General features: G+C 65.8%; 25 protein-coding genes. 16 read left to right on the top strand and 9 right to left on the bottom strand.

Annotation, left to right across the window (positions count from 1 at the left end; genetic code table 11):
* Positions 1-108: 108 nt before the first annotated feature.
* Entirely contained in the window at positions 109-741 is a 633-nt protein-coding gene (locus ON20_RS14225) for a TetR/AcrR family transcriptional regulator (RefSeq protein WP_040835970.1), read from the top strand.
* Positions 742-815: 74 nt separating this feature from the next.
* On the opposite strand, the gene ON20_RS14220 is transcribed toward ON20_RS14225, so the two are convergent.
* Genes ON20_RS14220 through ON20_RS14205 form a run of 4 tightly spaced genes read right to left on the bottom strand, consistent with a single transcriptional unit; the run spans position 816 to position 5466 of the window.
* The gene (locus tag ON20_RS14220) at positions 816-2426 is read right to left on the bottom strand and encodes a PEP-utilizing enzyme (protein ID WP_083864917.1); all 1611 of its coding nucleotides are present in this window, start codon (positions 2424-2426) and stop codon (positions 816-818) included.
* Positions 2423-3931 (bottom strand): pyruvate, phosphate dikinase, encoded by a 1509-nt coding sequence (locus tag ON20_RS14215; protein ID WP_051162453.1) that lies wholly within the window; start codon positions 3929-3931, stop codon positions 2423-2425. Before ON20_RS14215 ends, ON20_RS14220 begins: the two co-directional genes overlap by 4 nt.
* Positions 3928-4539 (bottom strand): hypothetical protein, encoded by a 612-nt coding sequence (locus ON20_RS14210; protein WP_040835968.1) that lies wholly within the window; start codon positions 4537-4539, stop codon positions 3928-3930. Before ON20_RS14210 ends, ON20_RS14215 begins: the two co-directional genes overlap by 4 nt.
* Before the next feature lie 30 nt (positions 4540-4569).
* On the bottom strand, positions 4570-5466 hold the full coding sequence (locus ON20_RS14205) for a DUF7064 domain-containing protein (protein ID WP_040835967.1): 897 nt from the start codon (positions 5464-5466) through the stop codon (positions 4570-4572).
* A gap of 1419 nt (positions 5467-6885) precedes the next feature.
* Between ON20_RS14205 and ON20_RS38890 the strand changes: the two genes are divergently transcribed.
* The 14 genes from ON20_RS38890 to ON20_RS14140 all read left to right on the top strand — a co-directional run bounded on the left by ON20_RS38890 (position 6886) and on the right by ON20_RS14140 (position 18862).
* Positions 6886-7047, top strand: a complete 162-nt coding sequence (locus ON20_RS38890; protein ID WP_245547230.1) for a hypothetical protein — start codon at positions 6886-6888, stop codon at positions 7045-7047.
* Positions 7032-7415 carry an aromatic-ring-hydroxylating dioxygenase subunit beta gene (locus ON20_RS14200; protein WP_245547229.1) on the top strand — a complete coding sequence of 128 codons (384 nt, stop codon included), beginning with the start codon at positions 7032-7034 and terminating at the stop codon, positions 7413-7415. The genes ON20_RS38890 and ON20_RS14200 overlap by 16 nt, the downstream gene beginning before the upstream one ends.
* Before the next feature lie 75 nt (positions 7416-7490).
* Positions 7491-8876, top strand: coding sequence for an aromatic ring-hydroxylating oxygenase subunit alpha (locus tag ON20_RS14195; protein ID WP_083864916.1), 1386 nt, complete (start codon positions 7491-7493; stop codon positions 8874-8876).
* 8 nt (positions 8877-8884) lie between these two features.
* Complete coding sequence (locus ON20_RS14190) at positions 8885-9523, top strand: isochorismatase family protein (RefSeq protein WP_040835965.1); 639 nt, start codon at positions 8885-8887, stop codon at positions 9521-9523.
* On the top strand, positions 9520-10773 hold the full coding sequence (locus ON20_RS14185) for an NADH-ubiquinone oxidoreductase-F iron-sulfur binding region domain-containing protein (protein WP_040835964.1): 1254 nt from the start codon (positions 9520-9522) through the stop codon (positions 10771-10773). Before ON20_RS14190 ends, ON20_RS14185 begins: the two co-directional genes overlap by 4 nt.
* A 2-nt stretch (positions 10774-10775) precedes the next feature.
* The gene (locus ON20_RS14180) at positions 10776-10967 is read left to right on the top strand and encodes a ferredoxin (protein ID WP_040835963.1); all 192 of its coding nucleotides are present in this window, start codon (positions 10776-10778) and stop codon (positions 10965-10967) included.
* A 99-nt stretch (positions 10968-11066) separates the two neighbouring features.
* Positions 11067-11840, top strand: coding sequence for an SDR family oxidoreductase (locus ON20_RS14175; RefSeq protein ID WP_040835962.1), 774 nt, complete (start codon positions 11067-11069; stop codon positions 11838-11840).
* Positions 11841-11902: 62 nt separating this feature from the next.
* Positions 11903-12919: a 2,5-dihydroxypyridine 5,6-dioxygenase NicX family protein gene (locus tag ON20_RS14170; RefSeq protein WP_040835961.1), complete on the top strand. Its 1017-nt coding sequence runs from the start codon at positions 11903-11905 to the stop codon at positions 12917-12919.
* 5 nt (positions 12920-12924) lie between these two features.
* Complete coding sequence (locus tag ON20_RS14165; RefSeq protein WP_040836033.1) at positions 12925-14061, top strand: DODA-type extradiol aromatic ring-opening family dioxygenase; 1137 nt, start codon at positions 12925-12927, stop codon at positions 14059-14061.
* Positions 14058-14942 carry a carbon-nitrogen hydrolase family protein gene (locus ON20_RS14160; RefSeq protein WP_040835960.1) on the top strand — a complete coding sequence of 295 codons (885 nt, stop codon included), beginning with the start codon at positions 14058-14060 and terminating at the stop codon, positions 14940-14942. Before ON20_RS14165 ends, ON20_RS14160 begins: the two co-directional genes overlap by 4 nt.
* Positions 14939-15202: a hypothetical protein gene (locus tag ON20_RS14155; protein ID WP_051162448.1), complete on the top strand. Its 264-nt coding sequence runs from the start codon at positions 14939-14941 to the stop codon at positions 15200-15202. Before ON20_RS14160 ends, ON20_RS14155 begins: the two co-directional genes overlap by 4 nt.
* Positions 15199-16017, top strand: coding sequence for a GntR family transcriptional regulator (locus ON20_RS14150; protein WP_040835959.1), 819 nt, complete (start codon positions 15199-15201; stop codon positions 16015-16017). Before ON20_RS14155 ends, ON20_RS14150 begins: the two co-directional genes overlap by 4 nt.
* A gap of 70 nt (positions 16018-16087) precedes the next feature.
* Complete coding sequence (locus ON20_RS14145) at positions 16088-16840, top strand: maleate cis-trans isomerase family protein (protein ID WP_040835958.1); 753 nt, start codon at positions 16088-16090, stop codon at positions 16838-16840.
* A gap of 87 nt (positions 16841-16927) precedes the next feature.
* The gene (locus ON20_RS14140; protein ID WP_040835957.1) at positions 16928-18862 is read left to right on the top strand and encodes an oxidoreductase; all 1935 of its coding nucleotides are present in this window, start codon (positions 16928-16930) and stop codon (positions 18860-18862) included.
* 87 nt (positions 18863-18949) lie between these two features.
* On the opposite strand, the gene ON20_RS14135 is transcribed toward ON20_RS14140, so the two are convergent.
* Positions 18950-19777: a GntR family transcriptional regulator gene (locus ON20_RS14135; protein ID WP_040836030.1), complete on the bottom strand. Its 828-nt coding sequence runs from the start codon at positions 19775-19777 to the stop codon at positions 18950-18952.
* Between the two features lie 146 nt (positions 19778-19923).
* Between ON20_RS14135 and ON20_RS14130 the strand changes: the two genes are divergently transcribed.
* Entirely contained in the window at positions 19924-20715 is a 792-nt protein-coding gene (locus tag ON20_RS14130; protein WP_040835955.1) for an SDR family NAD(P)-dependent oxidoreductase, read from the top strand.
* Positions 20716-21459: 744 nt separating this feature from the next.
* Here ON20_RS14130 and ON20_RS14120 read toward each other — a convergent pair.
* The 4 genes from ON20_RS14120 to ON20_RS14105 are packed head-to-tail and all read right to left on the bottom strand — an operon-like array spanning position 21460 to position 25877.
* Positions 21460-22623, bottom strand: coding sequence for an acyl-CoA dehydrogenase family protein (locus tag ON20_RS14120; RefSeq protein ID WP_438803408.1), 1164 nt, complete (start codon positions 22621-22623; stop codon positions 21460-21462).
* A 52-nt stretch (positions 22624-22675) separates the two neighbouring features.
* Positions 22676-24298: a long-chain-fatty acid--ACP ligase MbtM gene (mbtM, locus tag ON20_RS14115; RefSeq protein WP_281032871.1), complete on the bottom strand. Its 1623-nt coding sequence runs from the start codon at positions 24296-24298 to the stop codon at positions 22676-22678.
* A gap of 1 nt (position 24299) precedes the next feature.
* Positions 24300-25547 carry a wax ester/triacylglycerol synthase domain-containing protein gene (locus tag ON20_RS14110; protein WP_040835950.1) on the bottom strand — a complete coding sequence of 416 codons (1248 nt, stop codon included), beginning with the start codon at positions 25545-25547 and terminating at the stop codon, positions 24300-24302.
* A 36-nt stretch (positions 25548-25583) separates the two neighbouring features.
* Positions 25584-25877 (bottom strand): acyl carrier protein, encoded by a 294-nt coding sequence (locus tag ON20_RS14105; RefSeq protein ID WP_281032872.1) that lies wholly within the window; start codon positions 25875-25877, stop codon positions 25584-25586.
* Positions 25878-25923: the final 46 nt, after the last annotated feature.

The raw sequence follows: 25923 nt of genomic DNA, 5'->3' as shown, positions 1-25923 counted from the left end.
TGTGCGGAGTATGTGCCGCCGTCGAGTGTCCCCGCCAGAGGTTTTGTCGGATACGCGATGATGGTGGGTGATGAGCCGCAATGTCGGTGAACGAGAGGTAGCGCGGTTGTGACTGACCCGGCGGCATTGCCCAAGCGCGGTCGAGGCCGCCCCGCCGGATCCAACGGAGCGAACACCAGAGAACGGATTCTGCGAGCCGCGCGTGAACTGTTCAGCGAAGTCGGCTACCACCGTGCGACATTCACCGATATCGCCGTGCGTGCCGCAGTCACGCGCACCAATGTCAACCATTACTTCCAGAGCAAGGACGAGCTGTACCGAACACTCTTCGAGATGGACAAGAGCAGTGTGATCAGGGCGGGTATCGCCGACGCCGAGGAAGAAGCGGATCTCGCCGATCGGGTGGCGGCGTTTCTGCGCATCACCATGCAGGGTGATTTCGAGAGCCGCGCCTCTGTGCGGCTTCTCGCGGCATCGCTGTTCGACGCGCTGCGCAATCCGGAACTCGGCGACTGGGCGCAGGAACAGATCGACGATGTGCGCCGGTTCATCCAAGCGGCGTTGGATGCCGCTGTGGCGGACGGGAAGATCCGACAGGACATCGATATCGCTACCGTCACCGAGATACTGATAGCCATGGTGTGGGGAATGAGCATGTACGCGGGGTTCGTCGGAACCCCCGGACGGTTCGAGCCTATGGTCGATCAGTTCGCCGACCTCCTGCACGGCACTCTCTGGTAGGGACGCACGAGGGCATCGTAGCTGCTTGGCAGCTACGACGCCTGATCGCACGGAGTTTCATCACATCGTACAACTCATGCGAGCACGGTGACCGTGCCCGTATCACCGTCCAAGCGGATACGCTGACCATCGCGAATTCGGTAGCTGCCGTTCTCGGTACCGCAGACACAGGGGATCCCGAGCTCACGCGCCACGATCGGGCCGTGGCTGAGCAGGCCGCCGAAATCGGTGACGACACCGGCGGCGACCAGGAACAACGACACCCAGCTCGGATCGGTCGTCTCGCAGATGAGGATATCGCCATCGTCCAGCTCGGTGGTCGACGGGTCGCGGACCACCCTTGCGCGACCTTCCACGACACCACCGCTGGCGGCCACGCCGGTGACGACACCGGAGACCTCCAGTGGGGGCACTTCCTCCTCGTCCACCTTCCTCAGTTCCGGTATTCCCGACCATGATTGCGGCAACCGGTAGGTGCACCGCTCGTCGTATTGATCCTGGCGTTCGGCGACCACGGCGCGCCGATCGTCCGTGACGCCTCCACACACATCGTCATAGGAGAGATGGAAGACATCGTCGACGCGGTCGATTGCGCCCGCGTCGACCAACAGGGCACCCTGTCTGCGCATAACCGCCCGGGCGATATCGAAGGTGAGCAGATAGCCGGCCTTGCCCTGCTCGCGGAGGGCGATCCAGCGACTGGCCATCCGCACGGTCCAGGCAGCGACGCCCCGCTTGCGCCGGGGCAGGGCCGACCGGAGCTCGGCCAAGGCACGTTGCCGTATCTCGGTCTGCTCCTGGCTCCGGTTGCGTGGTGCGCGTGGACTGTCGGCGGGGATGGCGCGGTAATCGCCGAGCCGGTCGAGTATGGGCGTGGGATTCTCACGCCAGGTCACGCCGTGCAGCTGACCTTCGTTGCTGCCGTGGTAACCGTGCCGATCGGTGAACTCGCGCAGGGTGATCTGTTCATGGGCCAGTGCCCAGAGGTCGTGTGCGATCTCGTTTTCATCGGAGCCGACCCCGGAAAGCAGTGCCGGTCCGAGGTGAGAGAGATCGTGTTCGGTCAGGATATCGGTCACGCGGTCCGCGAGCCCAGAGCTGACGAATGCGACAAGCATATGCAGGGTCAGCATGCGTTGGAAACGCCGCTGCGCATCGGCCAGCAGCTCGACGCACCCCACGTGGTCGAGGATGTCGATACCGTCCAGATGCGCAAGCCGCCAGCGGCGCAACTCGGCGAATTCCGCATCGTGCCGCTTGGGCAGCCGAAGAACCGCTCCCGGCGCCTTGGCGGCGATGGCCGGATAACGGCGTGCACTGTTCGCATCGACGGTCTCCGGCCGGACGTAGCCGAACAGCTGCTGCTCTACCGCGGTCGCCGAGGTACCGGGAGTGATATTCGCGATCTCGCGGAACTTGTCGATGTTCGCCGCGGCCCGCCCGGCGAACAATGTCCAGAACATGTCCTCCGACCGATCGGGGAGGTAGACCTGCTTCCTGGTGAGAACACCCAGATTCTTGAACGTGGTGCGGGTTGCCGACTCCACCGCCGCGTTGATGAAGGTGAAGCCGAGAGTGGTGAACACGCCGGGGAATGCCTCCGCGACATTGCCGGTGGTCCAGGTGACCGACGGGTCGATCGTCGTATTGTCGAGCGTTTTCTCGACGGTTTCGCGACTACTCATCGTATCTTCTCCATCTTGCGTCGTCGGAGCAACTCGGGCAGCGCGCCCGATACGCCCCGGGGGGATTCCGCGCGTGCCCATCGAGTGAGCAGCGCAATATCGGGATCATCGACAGCGGTGGCGGGCACAACGGCAACCTCGCCCGGATACACGGTGCCGGTCGAGGCATCGACGGTGACGATCTGCCCGGTCAGCTTCATGAGTGACCCGGTGCCACAGCCGACTACACACGGAACGCCCAGTTCCCGACAGACCACGGCCGCGTGCGAGGTCGAGCCCCCGAGCTCGGTGATCACCGCGCCGGCGACCGACATCGCCGCCGCATCGTCGGGGTCGGTGGTCGGCCGGGCCAGGATCACCGCCTCACCCCGGCTTACACGGTTCTCGGCAGCGCCGGCCTCGGTGACCACGATGCCGGTGGCGATGCCCGGACAGGCCGGTTTGCCGGTCGCCACCGGTACCGTCGCGGCCACTTCCCCGGGGTCGAGACGCGCTGTGAGCAAGGTCCGGACGTGTTCGGGCTGCACCCGGTCGAGAGCCTCGGTCTCGGTGATCAAGTTCTCCTGCCACAGAAGTACTGCGTGACGGACCTCGGCCTCGGGAGATCGCTTCGCCGCTCGGGATTGCAGCAGCCACAGGGCGCCGCTTTCCACGGTGAACTCGATATCCTGCACGTCGCGGGCGTCGGCCTCCAACCGCCCGGCCGCGGCGATCAGCTCGGCATGGACCTCCGGCATCGTGGTTGCCAAGGCGGCGAGAGCCAGGGCATCGGCACGTCCGGACACCACGTCCTCGCCCTGGCCGCCCGGCAGCCATTCACCGTAGGGTTCGGCGCCGCCGGTGAGCGGGTTGCGGGTGAACAACACACCGGTGCCGGAGCGGTCGTCGAGATTGCCGAAGACCATGGCCTGCACGGTGACCGCGGTACCGCCATCGTGTGAGAGCCCTCGGCTTTCGCGATAGCCGGTCGCGCGCGGCGAGTTCCACGATTCGAGCACCGCCACCATCGCACGACGCAACTGCTCCCACGGGTCCGTGGGAGGTGGAGAGCCGACGACCTTCTCGAACTGTTCGCGAAAGCGCCGGTGGGTGTCGGCGGCGAACGCGGCCCGCTCGCCTGCGGGGCCGGCCAGCGCCCGCTCCAACTCATCGGTCATGCCCAGATCGAGAACCGTGTCCATCATCCCCGGCATGCTGGTCGGTGCGCCCGAACGCACCGAGACGAGCAGTGGCCGTGGGGAGGCTCCGAACCGACGTCCGGTGACCGCTTCCAGTTCCGCAACCGCCGCGGGCACCTCGCGCCACACATCGGCGGGCAGCGTCTCGCCCGTACCGCGCCCACGGCGGCCGACTTCCGTGGTGAGGACGAAGGCAGGGGGAACGGGAAGGCCGAGCGCCATCATCCGCTGGATGCTCCATGCCTTGCCGCCGACCAGCTCGCGATCCGCGACGGTGCCGCCACCGAGGACGAGAATCGCGGACGGACCGGCCCCCGCCGAGGTCATTCCGCTCTCCCGGCAGCCGCTTCCTGCACACGCGACAGGCCCGCGAGGCCGATCAATTCCTCGTGTAGCTCGAACCAGACCGTGTGGTAGCTGTCGATGAGCGGACGGGCGAACCAGGTCGGGTCGCCGGACCGGACCTTCGCCAGTGCCGAGGCGAACCGGTTCGTATACATCGCGAGTCGAGGCGCAAGCCGTACGAACTCCTCGAGCAGCGGTACGAAGCGCTCGTGCAGTTCCGCCAGCCGCGTCGCGATCCGGGCGTCGTACTCGGCGTCGGTATGGTCGTTCGGCGCTCCGTCGATGAGCTGCCAGTCGGTGACCAGCTGTTTGAAATCCGTATTGATCGCATCGAAGCCCAGGTAGCACTGACGTAACAGCTCCTGGTCGACAGTCGCCCGCTCGGCCGCCAGCAATGCGTCGAGTCTGGACCGGCCCGCTGCGGTGAGTCCGATCCGTACACCCACACGATCGAGCTCGCCCGCGGCGACGAGTGCCGCGACGGCGGCGGCGCCGTCGGCTTCGGCAAGGCCCACCGCGGCGATCAGATCGGATTCGCTGGGCCGCCCCTTGAATCGTGTTGCCCGCAGGATGCTGAGTTCCTGTGACATGGTATGTCTGCTTTCTCTCGGCACCGGCGGCTAAGTGACCCGGTGCAGGATCGCCTGCTCGAAAATGCCGGCGCCCCCGTGCCCTTCGCTGTCGAGCGTCATGAAGTCGTCATAGGCCTCCAGTGCCGGACCTTCGGTCTCGGCGGGGCCCGCCGGTATCCGGAATCCGCCGAGGCGGGTGCGGATCGATACCAGGCGGGTGCTGTCGTCGGCGAGTTCGAGCCGGGCCCAACGGAACTGGGCGGCCGCGTCACGTGCGAAGGTGATTCTGGTGATGGGTATCGAACGGGCGCTGTCGATAACGAACCCGTCGCCGGTCAATGTGTCATCGGCGCCGCGGAATTTCATCGCGGAGATGAAGGTCGACTCGTCCACCATGAACAATGCGGCGAACTCGATCCACTGCGACGACTCGTCCCGGAAGCCCCAGGTGCGGTCGCGCATACCGCGACCCGCAGTGGTGACCGTGGACCCGGCCACTGTTACCGTGCCCGCGACCGTGCAGGCCTGCTGGAAATGCTGGAGCGGTTTACCGGGCACCAGCGGCGGAATGACATTGTTCACACCGTAGTCGGCCGCGGCGAACAGTGGGGTGTTGACGAGCTCGGCCTGCACGGTCGGGTGATCGACCCGCACCCGGCCGTCCAGCCCGAAGTGGAGGCTTTCGCCGCTGAATGTTCCCTCGGCCAAAGGTTCGATCACCTCGGTGACCCGTCCCGCCACGGAGATGCTGAATCGGGCGCGGCGGGCATCGGGCGCGTTCGGTGAGGTCGAAACGTGCAATGTGCCGAACACCTGTGCGGCGGGATCCCAGAACGATAGGTAGGCATTGTCCTTCCACACCGGATCGCCTGCGCCCGCAGCATCGGTATGGATGGGCTCGGATAGCGCGCCCCAACTCCGTTCGGTAGGTGTGGCAGATGTCATCGATGTCCCTTCTGATCTTGGATACACGAACGGAATGTGGACCCATGACATTGACTTGTTCGGCAGTCCGCTCCCGGAAGACGAATGTTCCTGCGGTGCAAACCATCTCACCAACCGGTATACACGGTGAGCCGAGCCGCGTGGTCCTGCGGACGATGCCACGTATCTCCGCGGCTCGGGCGCCGGCGGGGGGACCACCGCCCGGCGAGCGCGACATGGACCATCGGCGCGCGGTTGGAGACAGAAGCCGGACCGGACCGGACCGGGTTGTGTGGACGAGAAAGCCACTGTCGGGGTCATCGGCCGCCGCGGCAAACCGACGAGAGCATATGACCCGCTTCGCTCCTATCGGGTCGGCTACCCGGGCAGCCCGGACACGGACTCGTATGGCGCGCCGAATTCCCTGGTCGGTGGGGGTAGTGCAGCTCTGGGCAGAAAGCGCTGTGAGCCAGGCGGCTCGGCTGTTTTCTCGGACCCGACCTCGATGGTCATGGCGGTACCTCCGGTTGCCGGCGCAACATGGACGTGCTCGAACGTAATCAGTGAACAGCTGCGCAGGGATGTGGTCGCGAGCCGACCACGCCGGCGCTCGGAACCACTGTGCAAGTGTGAGGTTACCCACGAAATAACGATAGTGTCAATTTGTGGGCGTTGTCCGAACAGGCCAAATCTATTCGGCGCCAAAGGCTTAGCTGTGGCCGGCCACCACCTCACCGAGTCCAGGTCGCTGCGATACGGCGGCCATGCAGATAGTCGCGGATGGGCCGTATGGAGTAACCCTTGTCCACGGCCACTCGTGTGGGCCGGTCCGCGGCGACCGTCCGAGTTGTCGCTGAGATCGGTGATCCGGACGGCGAATGCGTCACCGCGGAATTGGGGTGGGCCCGATCATCGCTGTGGTGAACGCGTTCGCAGGGTCGGCTTTTCTCGCATGGTGTGGGAGATGTGTCCTGCATGGGCAGGGCGCATTGTCCTTTGGCGAAGCGGTGCCGCAGTGCACGGGTAAGAGCGGATCCGTGGGAGCCGGGGTTGTCGCGCAACACCACCAGCGTTCTGAAGCCCGCCCCGCGCGGGAGCAGTTGGGGCGAGGCAAGCCGGCCGAGACAGGACGTGCACATGTACTTGCTGATACCAAGATATTAGTATCTGACTATTCAAATAGACCGACGCGGTACGACTGCTCCACTGTTGCCGGCTCGATGACCTCGGCCGTATCCGCGGTGGGCGTCGGTCGGGCGACTCTCATTGCACGGTATCCGACCTGTTCGGCTCGGTTACGGCGCGCATCGGATTCCGGAATGGTTCACGCGGGGGAGTCGGTTGGCTCGGGCTTGCATTCACCTGTAACTCGAGCCACAATGCTTGTGCATCCAAAAGTGTATGCAGTTTTAGGGGACGGAATTGACCCAACGACAAACAGTGACGCGGCAGCGGCTCGCGTCCAGCGATCCGCGGCATGCCGAAGTCGTCGACTTCATGCTTCTCGAGGCCGAACTGCTCGACGATCTCAACGAGCGTGAATGGCTCACCGAGATGGTGAGCCGCGATATCGTCACGAGGTCCCGGTGCGCGAGACGGTAGAGCGAGCCCGTGGATTCGGGTTCTCGTCGACCACCTTCCACCTGAACGAGAACCTCGGGTCGCTCCAATCGCGTGTGGCGCGTGGCGCGACCCTGTACGCCTGGGCCGAGGACCCGCCGTCACGGGTGCGGCATTTCGTCACCAATATCCGTGTGTCCGAGCATGAAGGCGGCGATCCCGATTACATCCGGGCGCGCAGCAACATCCTGATCTACCGGACCCGTCAGGACCAGACCAATCCGCAGATGCTTTCCGGTGAGCGCCGGGACGTCCTGCGGCGCGAAGACGGCCACCTCAAGTTGCTGCACCGGGTGGTGTACCTGGACCTCACCGTTATCGGTACCCACAACCTCTCGCTGTTCTTCTGACCGCCGACACGGCGAGCCACGCCCTCGCCCACGGTCCACCCCAAGCCTTCAGCCCATTCAGCCCAGGAGCGACGTATGACGGCGGCACAGGAAAGCACGCTTTCCCCCCGAGTCCGGCAATTGATGGACCGGATCGACAGCGGATTGCCCGGGGGGCGAATCCCCTCCGGCATCTTCGGCAACCCCGATGTACACCAGGCGGAACTGCGCCGGATTTTCGGCCGGACCTGGGTCTACATGGGCCACGAATCCGAGATCGCCGCCAACGGCGACTATATGGTCCGCCGAATCGGTGAAGACAACTTCGTCGTCACCCGTGACGAATTCGGCACGGTTCATGTCCTGTTCGACGCGTGTAAGCATCGGGGTGTGCAGATCTGCCGGGCGGATTCCGGCAACTCCTCGCATTTCCGCTGTCCCTACCACGGCTGGACCTACGCCTCCGACGGCAGGCTGGTCGGTGCGCCGCTGTGGAAGAACGCGTTCGGCAATATGAACAAGGCAGAGAACGGCCTGAGCAAAGCCGCGCAGGTGGAGTCCTTTCACGGACTCGTCTTCGCCACCCTCGACCCGACCGCGCCCCCGCTGCGCGAATATCTCGGCGGTATGGCCTGGTACATGGATCTGCTGTTCGGCCTGGATGCCGATGGGGTGGAGGTCCTGGGCAAACCGCAGCGGTTCGTGCTCGACGCCAACTGGAAGTCGGGCGCCGACAACTTCTCCGGTGACGACTATCACCTGGGTACGCTGCACAAGTCGGTGTACAGCATCGGTGCCTTCCCCGTTCCGTTCAGCGAGAACATGATGGGGTATCACATCCAGGCCTCACCCGGGCATTCGCTGTCGTTCTCCATGGCCGATGATCCCGATGATCCGGGACCCAAGTTCTTCGGCTTCCCGGAAGACCTGGCCGCGAAGTACTTCACCGCCGCCAATATCAGCCCCGAGCAGCTCGAGGTCGCCCGGCGCTCGCGAGTGCTGGTAGGCAATGTCTTCCCCAACTTCTCCATTCTGGCGTTGCCGATGACCGAGGACGGCGCCAACCATCCGCCGACCGGTGTGCTCACCGTGCGCTGCTGGCAGCCCAAGGGCCCGGGCCAGGTGGAGATGTGGAACTGGTTCCTCGGCTACAAGAACATGACCCCCGAGCAGAAGGACCGCGCCTACCGTGCCGGGCTGGGCACGTTCTCGCTGGGTGGGGCGTTCGAGATGGACGACACCGAACCGTGGATCACGGTGAGCCGCACCGGACGTTCGGTCGCCGCCGAGCTGCTGGGTTTCGAACTGAACTACGAAATGGGTATGCCGGGCATCGGCATGGCCCATCCGGTGCAGAACTGGCCGGGCCCCGGCAAGGTGTACTGGACCCGGTACGAAGAGGGCGTCCAGCGCAATATGTACGCCTACTACGCCGACCTCATGCGGTCGGAACCGGGCCAGTGGCCGGAGCATTCGTTTTGAGCCCGGCGATGACCGACGAGGCGCAGATCCGGGCTCGATACCGGGATGGTGGCCTGCTCGGCTCCCTGACTCCGGGGTCACGTCCGGCGGTGATCGTGGTGGATCTGCAATACGGATTCACCGAGTCACAGTATGGTCCCGGGTTCGACCTCGACACCGTCGTGGCCGCTACCCGGAAACTGATCGATACAGCCCGCGGGGGCGGGGTGCCGGTGTACTTCACCGCGATCGCCTTCCCCGCCGACTCCGACGGGATCGCGGGAACCTGGTTGCGCAAGATGCCCGCGATGAGGTGCCTGCGCACCGGTGACCGCAGTGTGGAGATCGATGAACGCCTGGGGATGCGGCCCGGCGACCCGCTGGTGGTCAAACAGACCGCGTCCGCGTTCGCGCACACCGACCTCGCGGCTCGGCTGGCCGTCGCCGGAATCGACACGGTTCTGGTGGCGGGTGCCACCACCTCCGGCTGTATTCGCGCCACCGTCGTGGACGCCTGTGCGGCCGATCTGCCGGCCTTCGTCGTCCGCGACTGTGTGGGCGACCGAGAGGAGGGGCCGCATCGGGCAGCGCTGCTCGATATCGATGCCAAATACGGCGAGGTGATCTCACTCGCCACCGCACAAGCCATTTCGAGGGGACTCTCATGACCTCTACCCTCCGGTCGGCGCTCTACCGTGCGCCTGCTGTCGACACACCGGCCCGGGTGGCCGGCGGCGCCCCGGGACGGCTGGTTGTCCCCGGAGTGGAATCGCCCGAATGGGGTCTCGAGCACGAACGGGCGCTCGGATTCTTCGGCCCTTCCGTGGATTCGGCCGCTTTCCTGGCGGAACTGGAACTGTCCGGGTTGCGCGGACGAGGGGGTGCCGGGTTCCCGGCCTACCGCAAGTGGGCCGCGGTGGCCGGCGCCGGTGACAGTGTCGTGGTGGCCAACGGCCACGAAGGTGAGCCCGCCTCCGCCAAGGATGCGTGGCTGCTCACCCGGCGCCCGCATCTGGTTCTGGACGGGCTTTTGCTGGCCGCCGCGGTCACTGGTGCCGACGAAGCCGTCGTCTACGTCTCCGCACCAGAGGTGGTCGCCACGGTGCGGCGTGCCGTCGCCGAGGTCGTCACGGCCGGATTGGTCCCCGAGGGCGTGACCCTGCGAGTGCATCAGGGCCCACCCGGTTATGTGGCCGGTGAGGAATCGGCGGTGGTGCAATGCCTCAACGGTTGGCCCGCCAAACCGACCAGCAAGCCACCCCGGCCCTTCGAAGTGGGTGTCCACGGTTTGCCGACCCTGGTGAGCAATGTCGAGACGCTGGCCCACGCGGCATGGATTCGCCGCCACGGCGCGTCGGAATTCGCCGCGGTCGGTAGCGCCTCCTCGCGGGGAACCGCCTTGTTCACCGTCACCGGTCGGGTCGGCGAACCGGGGGTGTACGAGATGCCGCTGGGAGCCATCGTGGCAGATCTGGTATCGGCGGCCGGTGGTGTGCGCGCCCCGATGACCGCCGCCCTGATCGGGGGCTGGTTCAACGGTGTGGCGATCGGTGACCACAGCGCGCTCGAGTGCTGCTACGACGCCATGCGTGCCGCGCGTACCGGCCTGGGCTGCGCCGCCATCACCGTGCTCGGCCCCGACGACGATCCGCTGGTGGTGGCCGAGGAATTGAGCGGCTGGTTCGCCATGGAAAGCGCACACCAGTGCGGCTCGTGCTTCACCGGCACCAAGGAGATCGCGCGGGCGTTCCGTCGGGCGCTCGCCGGGAACGACGCGACCCGGCATATCGCCGACCTCAGCCGGTGGGGGTCCGAGCTCGCCGGTCGCGGGGTGTGCGGCTTCATCGACGGCGCGGCGGCGCTGGCCCGGATCGGGGCAGCCGAGATCGAGCGCCGCAATGCGCGAAAGGAGCCCTGACCATGCGAGTGATTGTGGACAACAGCAAATGCGACGGCTACGGCACCTGTTTCGAGATGTGCCCGTCGACCTTCCGGTCCGACGACTGGGGGTACGGCTCCGCTGTCGGGGACGGAACCGTGCCCGCCAGGGACGAGGCACTGGTCCGCCGCGTAATCGGGTTGTGCGGTCAGCAGGCGATCCGTGAGATCTGAACGACCCGCGGGTGTGCGGCCGGGGCGCCGAGTCCAGGCCTACCGGGCGAAGCGCCGCGCATCCACGGGGAGCAATCGACACAATAACGAGGAGTAATCGTGTATCTGGGTCTCGAGAAGGGCGTCGCCTTGGTGACGGCCGCTTCACGCGGAATCGGGCGAGCCACCGCCGAACGCCTGGCGGCGGAGGGGATGACCGTTGTCGCGGCATCACGTTCCGGTGGGTCCGGACCGGAACCCATCGGTACCGGGCAGATCGTGCCATACACGCACGATTTGGGTGACGGCGCCGCCACCGCCGAACTGATAGATACCGTGATCGGCAAGTACGGGGTGCTGGACGTCCTGGTGCTCAACACCCCCGGCCCCGAGATCAAGCCCGTTCTGGAGACCACCTGGGACGATTGGCAGGCCGCGCACGACTTGCTGCTGCGGCCGGTGGTCCAGCTGGCCACGGACGCCGGGAACCGTATGCGCGACAAGGGTTCCGGGTCGATCATCCTGCTGTCGTCGACCTGGGTTCGCCAGCCGGCGATCGGCGGGGTGCTGTCGGCATCCTACCGGTCTGCCGCGTCGGCGTTCGTCAAGACCCTGGCCACCGAGCTGGCGGCCGGCGGTGTGCGGGTGAACCAGGTCATGCCCGGCGCGACCGGCACCGACCGGATGCAACGCATCGTCGAGATGAAATCGCAGAGCAACGGCACCGATGTCGACGAGGAAATCGCCAAGGTAGTGGCCGATATCCCGGTCGGCCGGTGGGCGGAGGCGTCGGAGATCGCCGACACCGTCGCCTTCATCGCCTCACCTCGGGCGTCGTTCATCACCGGCGCGTCGATTCCGGTGGACGGCGGGGCTGTTCGCGCGGGCCACTGACCCGCGCATACCCGGAATGACCGCCTGGCTTTGGAGTAAACAGATTCGAGAGGGATATTTCCATGCCGAAAACGTTGACCGAGAACTTCGTCGAGCAGTTCAGGCTGTGCAAACTGACCGCGGACGAGACGGTGGCCGTCATCGCCGAACTCGGCCAGAAGACCGAGTATGTCGAAGCCGCCGTCGCCGCCGCCCGTCGGCTGGGGGCCGGTGCGCTGGTGTTGCACGCCTCCAGCCTGTCCAACCCCATACTGCCGCCGTACCGGCCGGACGGCCGTGAGGTCGCGCCGTTGCTGGCCGCCGCGGGTGAATGCGATTTCGTCGTCGACGTGACCGTGGGTGGTCTCATCCATTCCGATGTGCGCACCCGCATCACCGGCAACGGCAAGCGTATGCTGTTCGTGGCCGAACCCAACGATGTGCTGGAGCGGCTGATGGGTAGCCCGGAACTGCGGGAGGCCGTGGAGGCTGGTGGCCGCAAGTTGCGGGCCGGTTCGACCTTGCATGTCACCAGCTCCGCCGGTACCGATCTCACCGCCGATATCTCCGGCGAGGGCCTGCCGATCACACACCAGTGGGGATACGTCGACGAGGCGGGCCGCTGGGATCACTGGCCGTCCGGTTTCGTGGCCTGCTTCCCCAACGACCGCACAGCCGAGGGCGTTATCGTGCTCCAGCCCGGTGACGGCCTGATCCCGTGGCAGCGTTACGTGCAGGACACGGTCACCATCGAGGTGGAGAAGGGCTACCTCAAGCGGATCACGGGTACGGGCACCGACGCCCACGTGCTCAACGACTACTTCGAGGCCTGGGGCGACTCCGAAGTGTGGGCCACCAGTCATATGGGCTGGGGCCTGCTACCGCAGGCCCGCTGGTCGGCCTTCGACGTCTACGATGCCCGCACCCTGTACGGGCAGGAACTTCGTTCTACCGCAGGCAACTTCATGTGGTCCACCGGATCGAACCGGTTCGCCGACCGGGAGACCCCGGCCCATCTGGACGTGCCGATGCGCGGTTGCACCGTGGAGATCGACGGCGAGGCCGTGGTCCGCGACGGTGCGCTGGTCGTGGGGGAGTGACCGTGATGGACAAGGCCGCGATCGAACAGGCCATCCTGGCGATGGCACGCGATACCCAGCTGCTCGAACAGGTCAAGGCCGAACCGGCCAGGGCTCCGGAACTGCTGGGCGTGCAGCGGGAATGGGTCGAGACGATTCTGTCCGGCAATCGGGACAAACTGCGTGCCGCCGGTCTCAACGACGGACTGACCATCCTGGTCAGCCGATGGTTCAACGACAACCTCGGGGACACCACCAGCAAGGGTGGCTTCCTCGTGGACGAGAGCATTCCACTGCCCGATCCGGACGTGCCCCGCAATCTGGTGTTCGCCGGGGGCTGCTCACACGTCCCGGACCTGCTGGCCCGGCCCGAGGTCGACCCGGCCGAGGCGGTCGGTCGGTTACTGGCGGGCTATGACCGGCTGAAGCGGGACCTGGTTGCCGCCGACCCCGATATCGTCCTGGTCACCGCCGACTGCCATTTCCAGAGCTTCGAGACCGGTCACTACGTGGTGGGTGTCGGTAATCAGCACGTCGGCTCCATGGAGTTCTTCAAGCGCGGTGATCTGGACCTGACGCTGAAGGGACACCCGGAGTTCGCCCGCGCGATCGCCGACACGGTCCGCGCCGCCGGACTCGAGGTCGAGGAAGCCGAGCGGGTCGACCTGGACCACGGCCTGATCGTGCCGTTGCGGCTGGTGCTGCCGCGGCCGGATATTCCGGTGATCCCGATCATCACTCAGCCGCACCGCAGCTTCTCGCCGTTCAACGCGCGCCGCTATGGTGAGGCGCTGCGCGGCCTGGTCGAGGAGTCCGGTCCGAAGGTGGCGTTCCTGGCCACCGGTGGCCTGTCGCACTGGCTCGATCCCGGTCATTTCGGTGGGGTGGATGTCGAATTCGACACCTACATTCTGAAACTGCTGGAGTCGGGTCGCGGTTTGGACCTGTGCGGCCTGGAACCGTATCCGCTGCTCGAACACGGCCAGTACGAAATCCAGAACTGGATGATCATGCTCGGACTGGTCGGGCCCGGTGTGCACGGCACCGTGTACAGCTACGAGCCGATGGAAGCGTCCGGCGGTGGCTGGACGGTGGTCAATATGGATCTGGCGCGTGCCGAGCGCGAGCGTTCAGCGATGGCCGCGGCAGGGCAGTCGTCATGACCGACCGGACACTACGGATCGGGCTCACCCAGTGGCATGCCACCACTGATATCGAGGCCAACCTCGGGACCGCCGTCCGGCTCGTCCGGGCGGCGGCCACCGACGGCGCCGATCTGGTGGTGTTGCCGGAGAACGGTCTGATGCTCGGTAGCAACGCCCAGATGCGTGATGCTGCTTTCACCGAGGAATCGCCGGAGATCGGCGAACCGCGCCGGGCCGCCGCGGAATCCGGGGTGGCCGTGGTGCTGGGCGGGATGAAGAACCGAACCGACGACGGTGTCTTCAACTCCGCCTTGGTCATCGGCGCCGACGGCGAGGTGGCCGGGCGCTACGACAAGATGCACTTGTTCGACGCCAATATCGGCGGCCGGTCGTTCGAGGCGTCTTCGGTCGAACGACCCGGCGCCGGGCCGGTGCTGCTCGAACTCGACGGCGTCCGCATCGGGCTCACCATCTGCTACGACGTCCGATTCCCCGAGCTGTTCCGGGCGCTGGCGGTGGCGGGGGCCGAGGTGCTGCTGGTGCCCGCCGCCTTCGTCCGGTCCACCGGCGAAGCCCACTGGCACACCCTGCTTCGAGCACGTGCGATCGAGAACCTGGCGTATGTGGTGGCTCCGGCCACCGTGCATGCGGTGGATTCCTCCTACACCGACGCCTTCGAGACCTATGGCCACGCCCTGGCGGTATCGCCGTGGGGTGAGGTGCTCGCCGATCTCGGCGAGGACCCGGCGGCGGTGCGGGTTGTCGATCTGGACCTGTCCGCGGTGACCGCGGCCAGGGCCGAATTGAACGTGCTGAGGGGTCGCCGCAACGCGCAGGAGTACGGGGCGCCGCCACGCCCGGTGCGCATTACGGGCCGGATTCCGGAAGGAGCCCAATGAGCGAGACGACAGTGTCCTCGCGGTCCGATCTGCCGCCCGGTGTGGTCGAGGCAGCGGAATGGAATGGTATCGGCAACGAATTCACCGGTGTGCGGTTCCGCAAGGTCTGGACACGCAATGGGGAGCGGCTGGAACTCTTCGTTCCGCGCACCGGGAAGAGTATCCTGCTCGACGCCATGGTGCTGGAAGCGCTCGCCGGTCAGCGACCGGACTTCTTCGGCCACATGATCGCGGTGGGGCTCGGTTCGGCGGACGAATGACCACCGCGATAGGCGGGGGTACCCGCCGGGGCAATGCCGTCGAGGATACCTATCTCGTCCTGCGGGAGCGGATCGTCGACGGCACCTACCGCCCGGGAACCGCATTGTCACAGGTACAGCTGGCGGCCGAACTCGCGGTGTCCCGGACCCCCTTACGAGAGGCGTTACGCCGGCTGGAAGCCGAGGACCTGGTGGTCGGTCAGGCCAATCGGGGTGTGGTGGTGGCTCCGCTGGAGCTCGGTGATGTGGAGGACTCGTACGCGATCCGCCTGCTCGTCGAGCCGGCCTTGCTGTCGGCGGTCCTCGACCGGGTCACCGCGGGCGATATCGATGCCATGGCCGCCGCCCTGGGGCGGATGCGCCGGCACCGGAACTCGCCCCGCGATTTCCAGCGGGCGCACTGGGAATACCACCGGGTCATGCTCGGACGGTGCCCGGCGGCCACCGGTGAGCTGATCGAGTCGCAGCTGACCAAGATCGACCGCCACCAACGGCTGTACTTCTCGCACCCCGTTGTGGTGGAGGACGTCACCGGAACCGATCAGTTGTTCCTCGACGCGGTGGTTGCCCGAGACGCCGAGTCGGTCCGGCACATCCTCGGCTTCCATCTGCTCGACACCGCGCTGGGACTGATCATGGCCGTCGACCGCGACCATGAGTTCCGGTCGCTGCCGGTGGCGGTCGCCGCGGGGGCCGCGCGGCTCGACGACCTGGATCGGCTGCGCGCGGGAGGCCGGGCCCGGATCGCCCACATCGGTTGTGCCAGGACAGATCTACCGATCCTGCGGACAGCCAACCTGACCTCGGCTCGCTGACCTACCGATATAGCCGCGCATCGTGTGCCGGGCGCGCGAGAAATACGACACAAAAAGTAGACACACGACAATGACGACTTCCTACCGTGTGGGCATGATCGTGCCCAGCTCCAACACCACCATGGAGACCGAGATCCCCGCCATGCTCCGGGCGCGCTCGGAGATCCGGCCCGACGAGCAGTTCACCTTCCACTCCTCGCGGATGCGGATGCAGCATGTCACCCCGGAACAGCTCGCCGCCATGGACGCCGACTCGTTGCGCTGCGCGGCCGAGCTCGCCGACGCCCGGGTGGATGTCATGGCGTATGCGTGTCTGGTGGCAATCATGTCGCAGGGCCGCGGCTACCATTGCGAATCCGAACCCAAGCTGGCCCAGGTCGCCAAGGAGGAGAGCGGTACCGATATCCCCGTCCTGTCCTCGGCCGGCGCGCTGACCGAGGCACTGGCGCATCTGGATGTCGAGAACATCGCGGTGGTCACGCCCTATATGAAGCCGCTCACCGCGACTGTCTGCGACTACATCGAACACCTTGGGTTCACCGTGGTCGATTCGCTCAGCCTCGAGGTGGCCGACAACCTCGCTGTCGGCCGGCTCGATCCGCAGGATTTGCTCGGGCATGCCCGGTCCGTGCAGACCTCGGGTGCCGACGCGCTGGTGATCAGCGCTTGCGTACAGATGCCGTCGCTGCCGGTGCTGGACGCCCTGCAACAGCAGTTCGACATTCCGGTGTTGTCCGCGGCCGCCGCCACCACCTGGCGCCTGCTGCGCAGCCTGGATCTCGAGCCCGTCGTCCCCCGGGCCGGTGCCCTATTGGCCCCGTGATCCGGTTCCGGGAGGATTCCTTCCCCTCGAATCTCTGATCAGCCCATCTCTCGAACTTTTCACAGCCCATTCACGAATCGAGATTTCATGAGTTTCGACGCTCTGTTCCGGCCGGGCCGTATCGGTCCGGTCGAGATCCGCAACCGGGTGCTGAAGTCGCCCAACAGTTCCGCTGCCGCCAATATGGACGGAACGGTCAGTGAGCGGATGGTCAACCACTACCGGCGACTGGCCGAGGGTGGTGTCGGCCTGATCATGACCGAATACACCTATGTCGACGACGACGCCAGCAAGGCCATTCACAACCAGCCCGGTATGAGCCGCCACGAGCACATCGCGGGCTGGGGCTGGTTGGTCGACGAGGTTCACCGGGCAGGCGCGAAAATCGGTCTGCAGCTGGCGCACGGTGGCCGTCAGAAGTTTCTCGGCACCAAGCCGTTGAAATCCGCGTCCGACAGTTCCTGGGATTATGTCGAGGCGATCGAGGGCAATGTTCCGCAACCGCTGACCGTCGAAGAGATCGACGGTATTGTCGAGGCGTTCGGCGCGGCGGCACTGCGGGCGTGGAAAGCCGGTTTCGATCTGGTCGAAGTGCATGCCGGGCACGGGTACATGATTACCAACTTCTTGTCCCCGCACACCAATTTCCGGACGGACGAATACGGCGGCAGCTTCGAGAACCGTGTCCGTGTTCTGATTCGGATCGTGGACGCGGTCCGGGCGCGCGTTCCCCGGGGCTTCCCGCTCAGTGTCCGGGTTTCGGTGACCGACTACGAGCCCGACGGGTTCCCGGTCGAGGAGACTGTCGAACTGTGCACCCTGCTCGAGGCGCACGGTGTGGATGTTATCCACGCCTCCGGTGGTCATCACGCCACCATGGAGTGGGAGGTCAGTCCATGGTTCAACATGCGGGCCCCGCACCGTTGGGGCTGGGAGAAGATCAAATCGGCTGTCTCCATCCCGGTGATCGGGTCCGGCTCGCTGGTCTCGCCCGAAGTCGCCGACGAGGTGATCGCCTCCGGTTCGGCCGATTTCGTCTCGCTGGGCCGTGCCATGCTCGCCGATCCCGACTGGACCCGTAAGGCCCAGGAAGGTCGGGTACTGGATATCGTCCCGTGTATCCGCTGTAACGACGGGTGCCTGCACCGTGGCTTGGACAAGGGCCGCTCGGTGGGCTGCACGGTGAATCCGTCGGTTGTCGAAGAGGGGCGGTTCCCTCTTGTGCCCGCCCCGGTCGCCAAGTCCGTCGCGGTGGTCGGTGGGGGTCCCGCCGGTCTGCACAGCGCGGCGGTGCTGGCCGACCGTGGTCACCGGGTGAGCCTGTTCGAGGCCGAGGAGCTGGGCGGTCTCCTGCTGCACGCCCAGGGATCACGGGTGAAACAAGATATCGCGTCATTGGCAGAGCATCTCGTGCACCAGGTCCGACAGCGCGATATCGAGGTGGTCCATGCCCGGGCAACCGTCGCCGACCTGGTGCGCAGCGAGGTAGACGCCGTTGTGCTGGCCACCGGTGCCCCGTTGCGTGAACCCGAGTTCCCGATCGCCGACGGCATCGAGGTCGTCCAGGCCGCGAAGGTCCGGGCCGACAAGCCGTTGCGCGGCCGGGTGGTGGTGATCGGTGGCGGCTTCCAGGGCTGCGAAACCGCGCTCCGGGTCGCCGAGATGCCGGATACCGAGGTGCTGGTCCTCGAACAGCAGGATGCGCTGCTGACCGGGGACGAGGTCGTCTACGACGTCATGAAGCTGCCGGTGTTCATGGACAAGGCCGGTATTCGGGTTCGGATCGGAGCCCGAGTCACCGCGGTGACCGCCGCCGGGGTCGTGGTGGCCGGCGAGGCGGGTACCGAGACCGTCGCGGCCGACACCGTGGTGCTGGCGCTGGGCCGCGAGCCCGCATCCGACAGGGCGGCCGACGAGCTGCGGCACGCCGGAATCGCTGTTCACGTGGTGGGCTCCGCGCAGCGGCCCGGCCGGGTGTACGACGCGATTCACACCGCGTTCTCCATTGCCCGCCTGGTCTGACCGGCGTCGAGTCCCGGTCCGGCGAGCCATGGCAGCGGTCTGTCCGGTGCCGGGCCGGTCCGGACTCGCCGCCGGACCGGTATCGGGTCAGTCGTGATGGTGAGGCGGGTAGCGGAGGATCAGATTGGAGGTCGTGAAATCCGGCAGTATGGGATCGGAATCGATCCAGTAGATCGGTGCCGGGCGTTGGATGTGCCCGTCGTCGTGTTCGATGACGATCTGCCGTCCGCGCATCGTCAACAGCAGCGAATCGAAGCGGTGATCGGGATCGGCGTCGAGGACGAGCCCGAGAGCCGCGTCGATCAGGTGGAACTCCATGATCCGCTGGGCCGACGGGGCATTGCGGGCCCGGATGGCATCGAGGAAGAACTGGTCGCTCTCGATGAAGTCGCCCGGTGTCCGGGCATGGGAGAGGTAGAAGCTCTGATGCCGGTGGATCATCGTGTGCAGCGAGCGGGTCAGGTCGGCGAAGGTCGAGGGATACCGGACGAGGGCCACGTCGTGGAACAGCTGGTGTGCCTCCTGGAATCGGCGGCTGTGTCCCCGGTGTTCGCGCATGGCGGTGAGATGGGTTTGCATCTTGTCGATATCGCTATCGGCCAACGTGTCGATGATGGCGCCTATGGTGGGTGGTTCGAGCAGCAGGCGCAATGCGTAACTCTGCTCGGTCTCGGAGTTCACCACCGGCGCGACATGCATTCCGCGGTTGGCGTGTGCGACGACCAGACTGTCGGCCTCCAGGCGTTGCAGGGCTTCGCGCAGCGGGGTCCGGCTCACCTCGAGTTCCGTCGCCAACTGTGCCTGAGACAGACGCAGCCCGGGTGGATAAACCCCGGAGATGATCCGGTCCCGGAGGGTGTGATAGAGCGCGTCGACCGTGGTACCGGCGCGGGTCCGGCGAGCGGAGGCTGTCATTCCGGTCATCCTAGGTCTGCCGGCGGGGTTCGGAGTTTCCGGTGGGCGCGGTAAGTGCACCCCACCCTTGATTGTATCCAGATATGTACACAGATGGTGGATCGGTGGTGCCGCCGATCGCCGCAGAACACGAGAGGGGTCCCACTGTGGGTGCTTTGGATGGGCAGGTCGTCGTTTTCACCGGTGCGGGTGCGGGGATCGGCCGCGCCGTCGTGCACCGCTATGTGGCCGAAGGAGCCCGCGTGGTCGCGGTCGACATCTCCGAACGGGTCCTCGAGCTGAGTGACGAGTTGGGTGGTGCCGTGCGCCCCTTGGTGGCCGATGTGGCCACCTGGGAAGGCAATGTGGCGGCGGTCGAGTCCGCGCTCGCGGCCTGGGGCCGGGTAGATGTGTTCGTCGGTAATGCCGGAATCACCGACGCCGCCTGCCCGCTCGAGGAAATTCCCGGCGACCGGCTCGCCTCGGCATTCCGCGAGCTGTTCGGGGTGAATGTGCTGGCTCCTCTGCTGGGTGTGCGGGCGAGCCTGGAGGCGCTGATCCACTCGCGGGGGTGTGTGATCATCACCGGTTCCTACGCCGGTGCCAATGCCGCCGGTGGTGGGGTGCTCTACACCTCGTCGAAGCATGCGGTACACGGCCTGGTCAAGCAGCTGGCCTACGAGTTGGCACCGGATGTGCGGGTCAATGGAGTGGCTCCCGGTGTGGCACCCACCCGATTGCGTGGAACCACATCACTGGGTCAGGCACCCTCGGATTCGGTGCTGAACGGCACCAGGCAGGCCCTGCCGTTGCAGGAGGTCCCTGGAGTGGACGCCTACAACGGGGTTTTCACCCTGCTGGCGTCGCGGACCGAAGCCGCGACCATGACCGGTGCCATGGTGGCCGCCGACAGTGGCCTGTCCATCCGGGGTATAGCCAAGCCGGGCGGACGGGTCTGAGCGACCCGGTTCGGGGTGTCCTCTCGGATTTCTCGAAGCGTTCGTGTCCGGACCCCGCGCCGCCGGGACACGAAACGCCGGGCCGTCACCGTCCCGATAGTAGGGTCTTCGCGAGTGCGATATCGGTGGCCGTATTCTCGGTGTAGCCGCCTTGGTTACCCATCGAGGTCATGATTGGTCGGTGTGTACCATCCGGCCGATCCGGTGAATCCCGCCGAATCGGCCACCTGATGTGACCCCGCTGGTTCGGTCCGGGGCATCGGTGCGATCGGGGGTCGGCGACGGTCCCTGGACGACCGCCCGGTCCGCATTGCTCGCGTCTCTCCCGCGTTCCCTGGCCGAGCCGATCCCGGCATCGGCCGATCGCGCCGATACACTTGTCCCGAGCCGTGGTGTCCGCTTGCGCAAGCGCGCCGACATACGGTGCTGCCGCCTGTAGGGCGCCTCGGGTGAGCGACGGGTTCGGCGCGGCGCTACCCTCGGCCACCAGTGGCTCGTTGATACTCCCCTCCTGCGGGGCGTCGTCGTACCGGTGGAGGTAGTGCGAACCGTCACGAGTTCGGGGCCGCTTCCTTTTCGAGGAAGACGGTCACCATCATGATTCCGGTATCTTGCAGCCGTGCTCACCTGCCACGAGGCGGCTTGAACCCCATCCATGCCGTAGGAACCGCACGAACGAGAAGGCAGGACAGGATTATGCGGCTGCGAGAAAGCCATGGGTGACTACTCCTTCCCGGGGTGAGGTCACCCGAACAGCGCATCGTATTCGTTGAAGTCCGGCTTCATCCCCGCGGCGACGAGTTCCCACAGCACTTCGTCGGTGCCGCTGCCGATCCGGGACAACCGCATGTCCTGCCACCATCTGGCGAGCGGAGTCTCCGCCGTCAGATATCCGGCGCCACCGAAGATGTGGAGGCATTCCCCGACAACTTCTTGACCCAGCCGCGCAGCGGTGACTTTCAAGCCCGCAGCCGTCCGTACGTCGATCTGCTCCGCTGCCGCCATCCCCTGCAAGGCGAGTCGCAGCATGTCGACCTTGGCCTGCAACTCGGCCACCCGCAGGCGCAATGCCTGGTGGCCGAACAAGGGTTTGCCGAACTGCTCACGTCGCATCATCCGCGCAACAGTGAGGCCGAGAACTCGGCTGCATGCGCCCGAGACCTGAGCCGCGATCGACAGGCGCTCATGCGTCAGTCCCCAGGTTATCGCGGCCAGTCCGGTGCCGGGACGACCCAACAGTGCCTCATCGGGCAACCATGTGTCGAACTCGATCGGGGCCGTGTCCAACGAGTTCGCCCCCAACTTGTCGTATGGTTTACCCACCGACGCCGATGTCAGGGGCAGCGCGAACAAACCGAGGTTCCCCGGCCGATGGTCGTCTCCATTCTCTACGCATTGCGCGAGCACCAACGCGAAGTCGGCTACGTTGGACAGCGATACGAACGCTTTCGCCCCGGTCAGCACATACCCGCTACCGTCGCGGACAGCGGTTGTCCGTACAGCTTGCAGGTCCGAGCCGCCCGTCTCCTCCGACGCGCCGATGCAGAGCACCGCAGTGCCTGCCGTCGCGTCGGCGCAGAGCGAGCGGAGATGATCCGAACCGGCAAATCGGTGAAGTATGGCGAGCGCTGAATCGTGCAGACTCACCCCCACACCGACGCCGCCCGAGCATGCCGCGCCAAGTGCAGTGTGCAGCCCGACGAGTTTGGCGAGTTGGAACCGATATCCTCCCGCCCATTTATCGGTGAAGACCCCGGCAGCACCGAGTCGGACAAGGACTTCTCGTGGAAAAACGCCCCGCCGCTCCGCTTCCGCCACCGTCTCGCGAAATCTGTCATCGAGCATGGTCTCGACTGCGGCGCAGAAATTCTCGACCGAGGTATCGTTCGTCACCGCGTTATTCGGCACGCCGAGGCCTCCTGTGCTTGTCCAGCGCAATCCAATGTATTTCGTGGCGACATCACGAGAACCATGTCGCCACCTCCAGCCTTCGCAATTTCCCGGAAGTCGTACGAGGTAGTTCGCCTGGTTTCACCAGCACAACTTTCCCGGGCACAACACCGCATTCGGCCATTACCGCGGCTATGATCCGATCTTCGGTGCCGGGGGCCCGCTTTCCGCTGAACTCGGCAACCACCAGCAGGCGTTCGGTACGTACCTCGGTGCGCTGTGCGGCCATTGTCGCCACCACGCCACCGGGTCGAACGCCCGGAATCAGCGCGGCGACCCGCTCGACGTCGTGGGGAAAGACATTTTGCCCCGCGACGGTGATAACTTCCTTGGACCGCCCGCACACCACCAGTTCCTCGCCCGACAAGTAGCCGATATCCCCGGTCGGGGTCCAGTCTGCGGTGCCGACCGTAGCAACATCATCCGCATACCCACTGAACATCGAATGGCCACGTATCTCCACCAGGCCGATATCGCGACCGGCGACCACGGGCACTTTCATCGGCGGAGCGACAATGCGTACCTCCATGCCGGTGAGCGGCCTCCCGAGCAGTGCATGTCGGCGGATCGTTGCGGTGGCGCCGTTCTCGGCCATCGCAGCTTCATCGATGCGGATGCCGAGCCCTGGGTCCGGTGCCGTCACCGCGCACGTTGCTTCGGCCAACCCGTAGGAGGGTGCCAGTGCACCTGGTGCCAGCCCGAATCGCTGCAGCCGGTCGGCGAAGCGCGCCATGCCGTCGCAGTCGACCGGCTCACCACCGTTGATCATGTAGCGCAGTGCTCCGAGTTCGACGTTGTCCACTCGTCGGGCGTATTTCCCGATCAGGTTGTACGCGAAGTTCGGAGCGGCGGTCACGGTCGCCGAACTCGCACTGAGCCAGCTCAACCACTCGAAGGGCATCCTGGCGAACGCGCTGGTCGGTGCGAGCCACATCGCGAGGCCCGTGGCCATGCCACAGACAGCGAGCATCAGCCCCATGTCGTGATACAGCGGAAGCCAGGAACACAACACATCATCGCTGCCGCCGCGGGCCCGGTCACATAGGCCCCAGAAGTGGTTGAGCACGGCGTTATGCGACAGGACCGCCGTCCTGGGAGTGCCCGTGGAGCCGGCCGTACCCTGTAACACCGCCGGCCTGTCCGACGGGACCCGAACCAGGGGTGCCTCGGAGGCCAACCGCCGGTCGGCGACCTGAGCGAGATCGTGCACCGGCACATGACCTGCGGAATCGCGGAGTAATTCGAGCACCGGGCCGTGGGCGAGAACCATACCGCAGTCGAGTGCGCGCAACCGCCGCATCGTCGATTCCGACCATGGCCGTGGATCACTGCCCCGCACCGGCATCGGCATGATCGATATCGGTCTGCCCGCTGCCCAGCAACCGAAGACCGCGGCAACAACCTCCGCGGTCGTTTCGCCCACGATGCCGACCGGTTGTCGCGGACCGGAACCGGCGTCGAGCACTCGGGTGGCGATCCTGAGACCCACGTCTCGTACCTCCGCCCAGGATCTCTGCTGCCATTGCTGTGATTCGGGGTCCAGCACCATCAGTGGCCCTCGACCCGATTGCATGGCCCGATCGATCGTCTCGACCAGATCGAGATGGGGATCTCTGGTCAGCGCCGCACCCACGTCACACCTGTCCCGTCATGAGTTCGCGCAGATGCTTGGCGAACAGACCGACATCGGGCAACGCGGCGGGGTCCGCCATCATTCCGATCGTGACCCGATCGCGCAGTATCAGGGCGGTCACCGCGAGCTCACGGCCCAGCATCGGGTGGAAGCCGACGACATTCGTCACCTCCCGGCCCAGCAGCCGGTCATCCGGACTGAAAGCAGGATTGACGCCTACGGCCAGATCCCAGCTGTCGGCTGCCATCAGTTGGGTCATCAACACCTGGGCGGGCCATGGCAGATGGCTCAATCCGTGTGAGGTCTTGGGGGCGTCCATGGCTTGGCGCAACGGATCCGATCTGCGCAGCGCAGCCTGGACGTCATGGACTCGCTTCGGCAACGAGTCCGCCGCGTCGGATAGTTCGAGGATCGCCAGCGACGCGGCATTCCCCGTGTGCGCCAGCGTATGGTCCAGCGATACCGGAAACATTATGCGTAGCGGACGATCGGCGTGTTCCGGAAAGGCCCGCGCGAAGGCGAGCCCGGCCACCGCATACACATACTCTTGTGTCGAGGCGCCCAGCCTCAGTCGGTTCTGCCGCACCGTCTCGGTGGAGACCGTGACCTCGGCTACCCGACGCACCGCCCGGTCCCCCACCGGGCGCACGTGTCCCCGGCGCCGGCCTTTACGCCTGAGCAGTCGAGAACTCCGTGTCCCGGCCGCCAGGGCCGCGACCGGACCGACCGGATCGACCTTGAATCGCGGCGTGCCGACAAAGCGCCGGTATTCGGCGGTGCTTCCGGAGACGGTATCGATGAGCATTGCGACGAAGCCGGGCGCGCCGAACCCGTCCGACAGCGCGTGATGCACGCGCAACAGCAAGGCCTGAGCTTTGGTGTCCTGCTGGTGGACCAGAGTGAAGTCCCACGGCGGAGTATCGCGCCGCATCCGACTGCCCATGAGTTCTTCTACCTGCCGGAGCATCCCGAACCGGTCCGCGACATGATGCTCTTTCGCATGCTCGGTCGGATCTATCGAGGCTGCGAGGGTGAAACGGGGTTTGCGTCGTGGACGTATCGGCAGCACCAACCGGTACAGATCGCTCTCGTCGACCCGCTGTGCGATTCGAGCCCGCACATCGTCGATCCGGATGGGATCGCCATCGGGGGACAATTCGAGCACAAGAACCCAATTCATCGGATGCGCGGGAACATCCAGGCGTAGGTGGTGGCTGTCGAGGCTGCTCAATTCGATTTCGACGGGCATGACAATCGCACTCCTCTCTGGTCCGGGCGGAGATTGTTATGCATCCGCCGACATGCCCGGACCGTCCGCAAGCGCGACCCGAAACAAAGCGTCGACTTCGCCTACCGTGCGGCACTCCATCAGTTGCTGTCCGGATAGCTGCAGTCCCGTATGGTCCTCGATGGCGACCAGCGCGATCGCGAATGCCACCGAATCCATTCCGAGATCTTCGATCAAGCGATCATCGGGACCGATGTTCTCCACATCGAGGGCGAGATCTTTTTGGAGGACGCTACATAGCTTGTCGTTCAACCAGCTCGACATGCTGTTGAACTCCCTTCGGCAATTGATGGCGGAGTCTGGAAATGTGTTCGTCGTCGGCTGCTCACAGTCGGCC

The sequence above is a fragment of the Nocardia brevicatena NBRC 12119 genome, from assembly GCF_000308495.1.
GTDB classification, from domain to species: Bacteria; Actinomycetota; Actinomycetes; order Mycobacteriales; family Mycobacteriaceae; genus Nocardia; species Nocardia brevicatena.
This window is presented reverse-complemented; position numbering and strand designations above follow the sequence as displayed.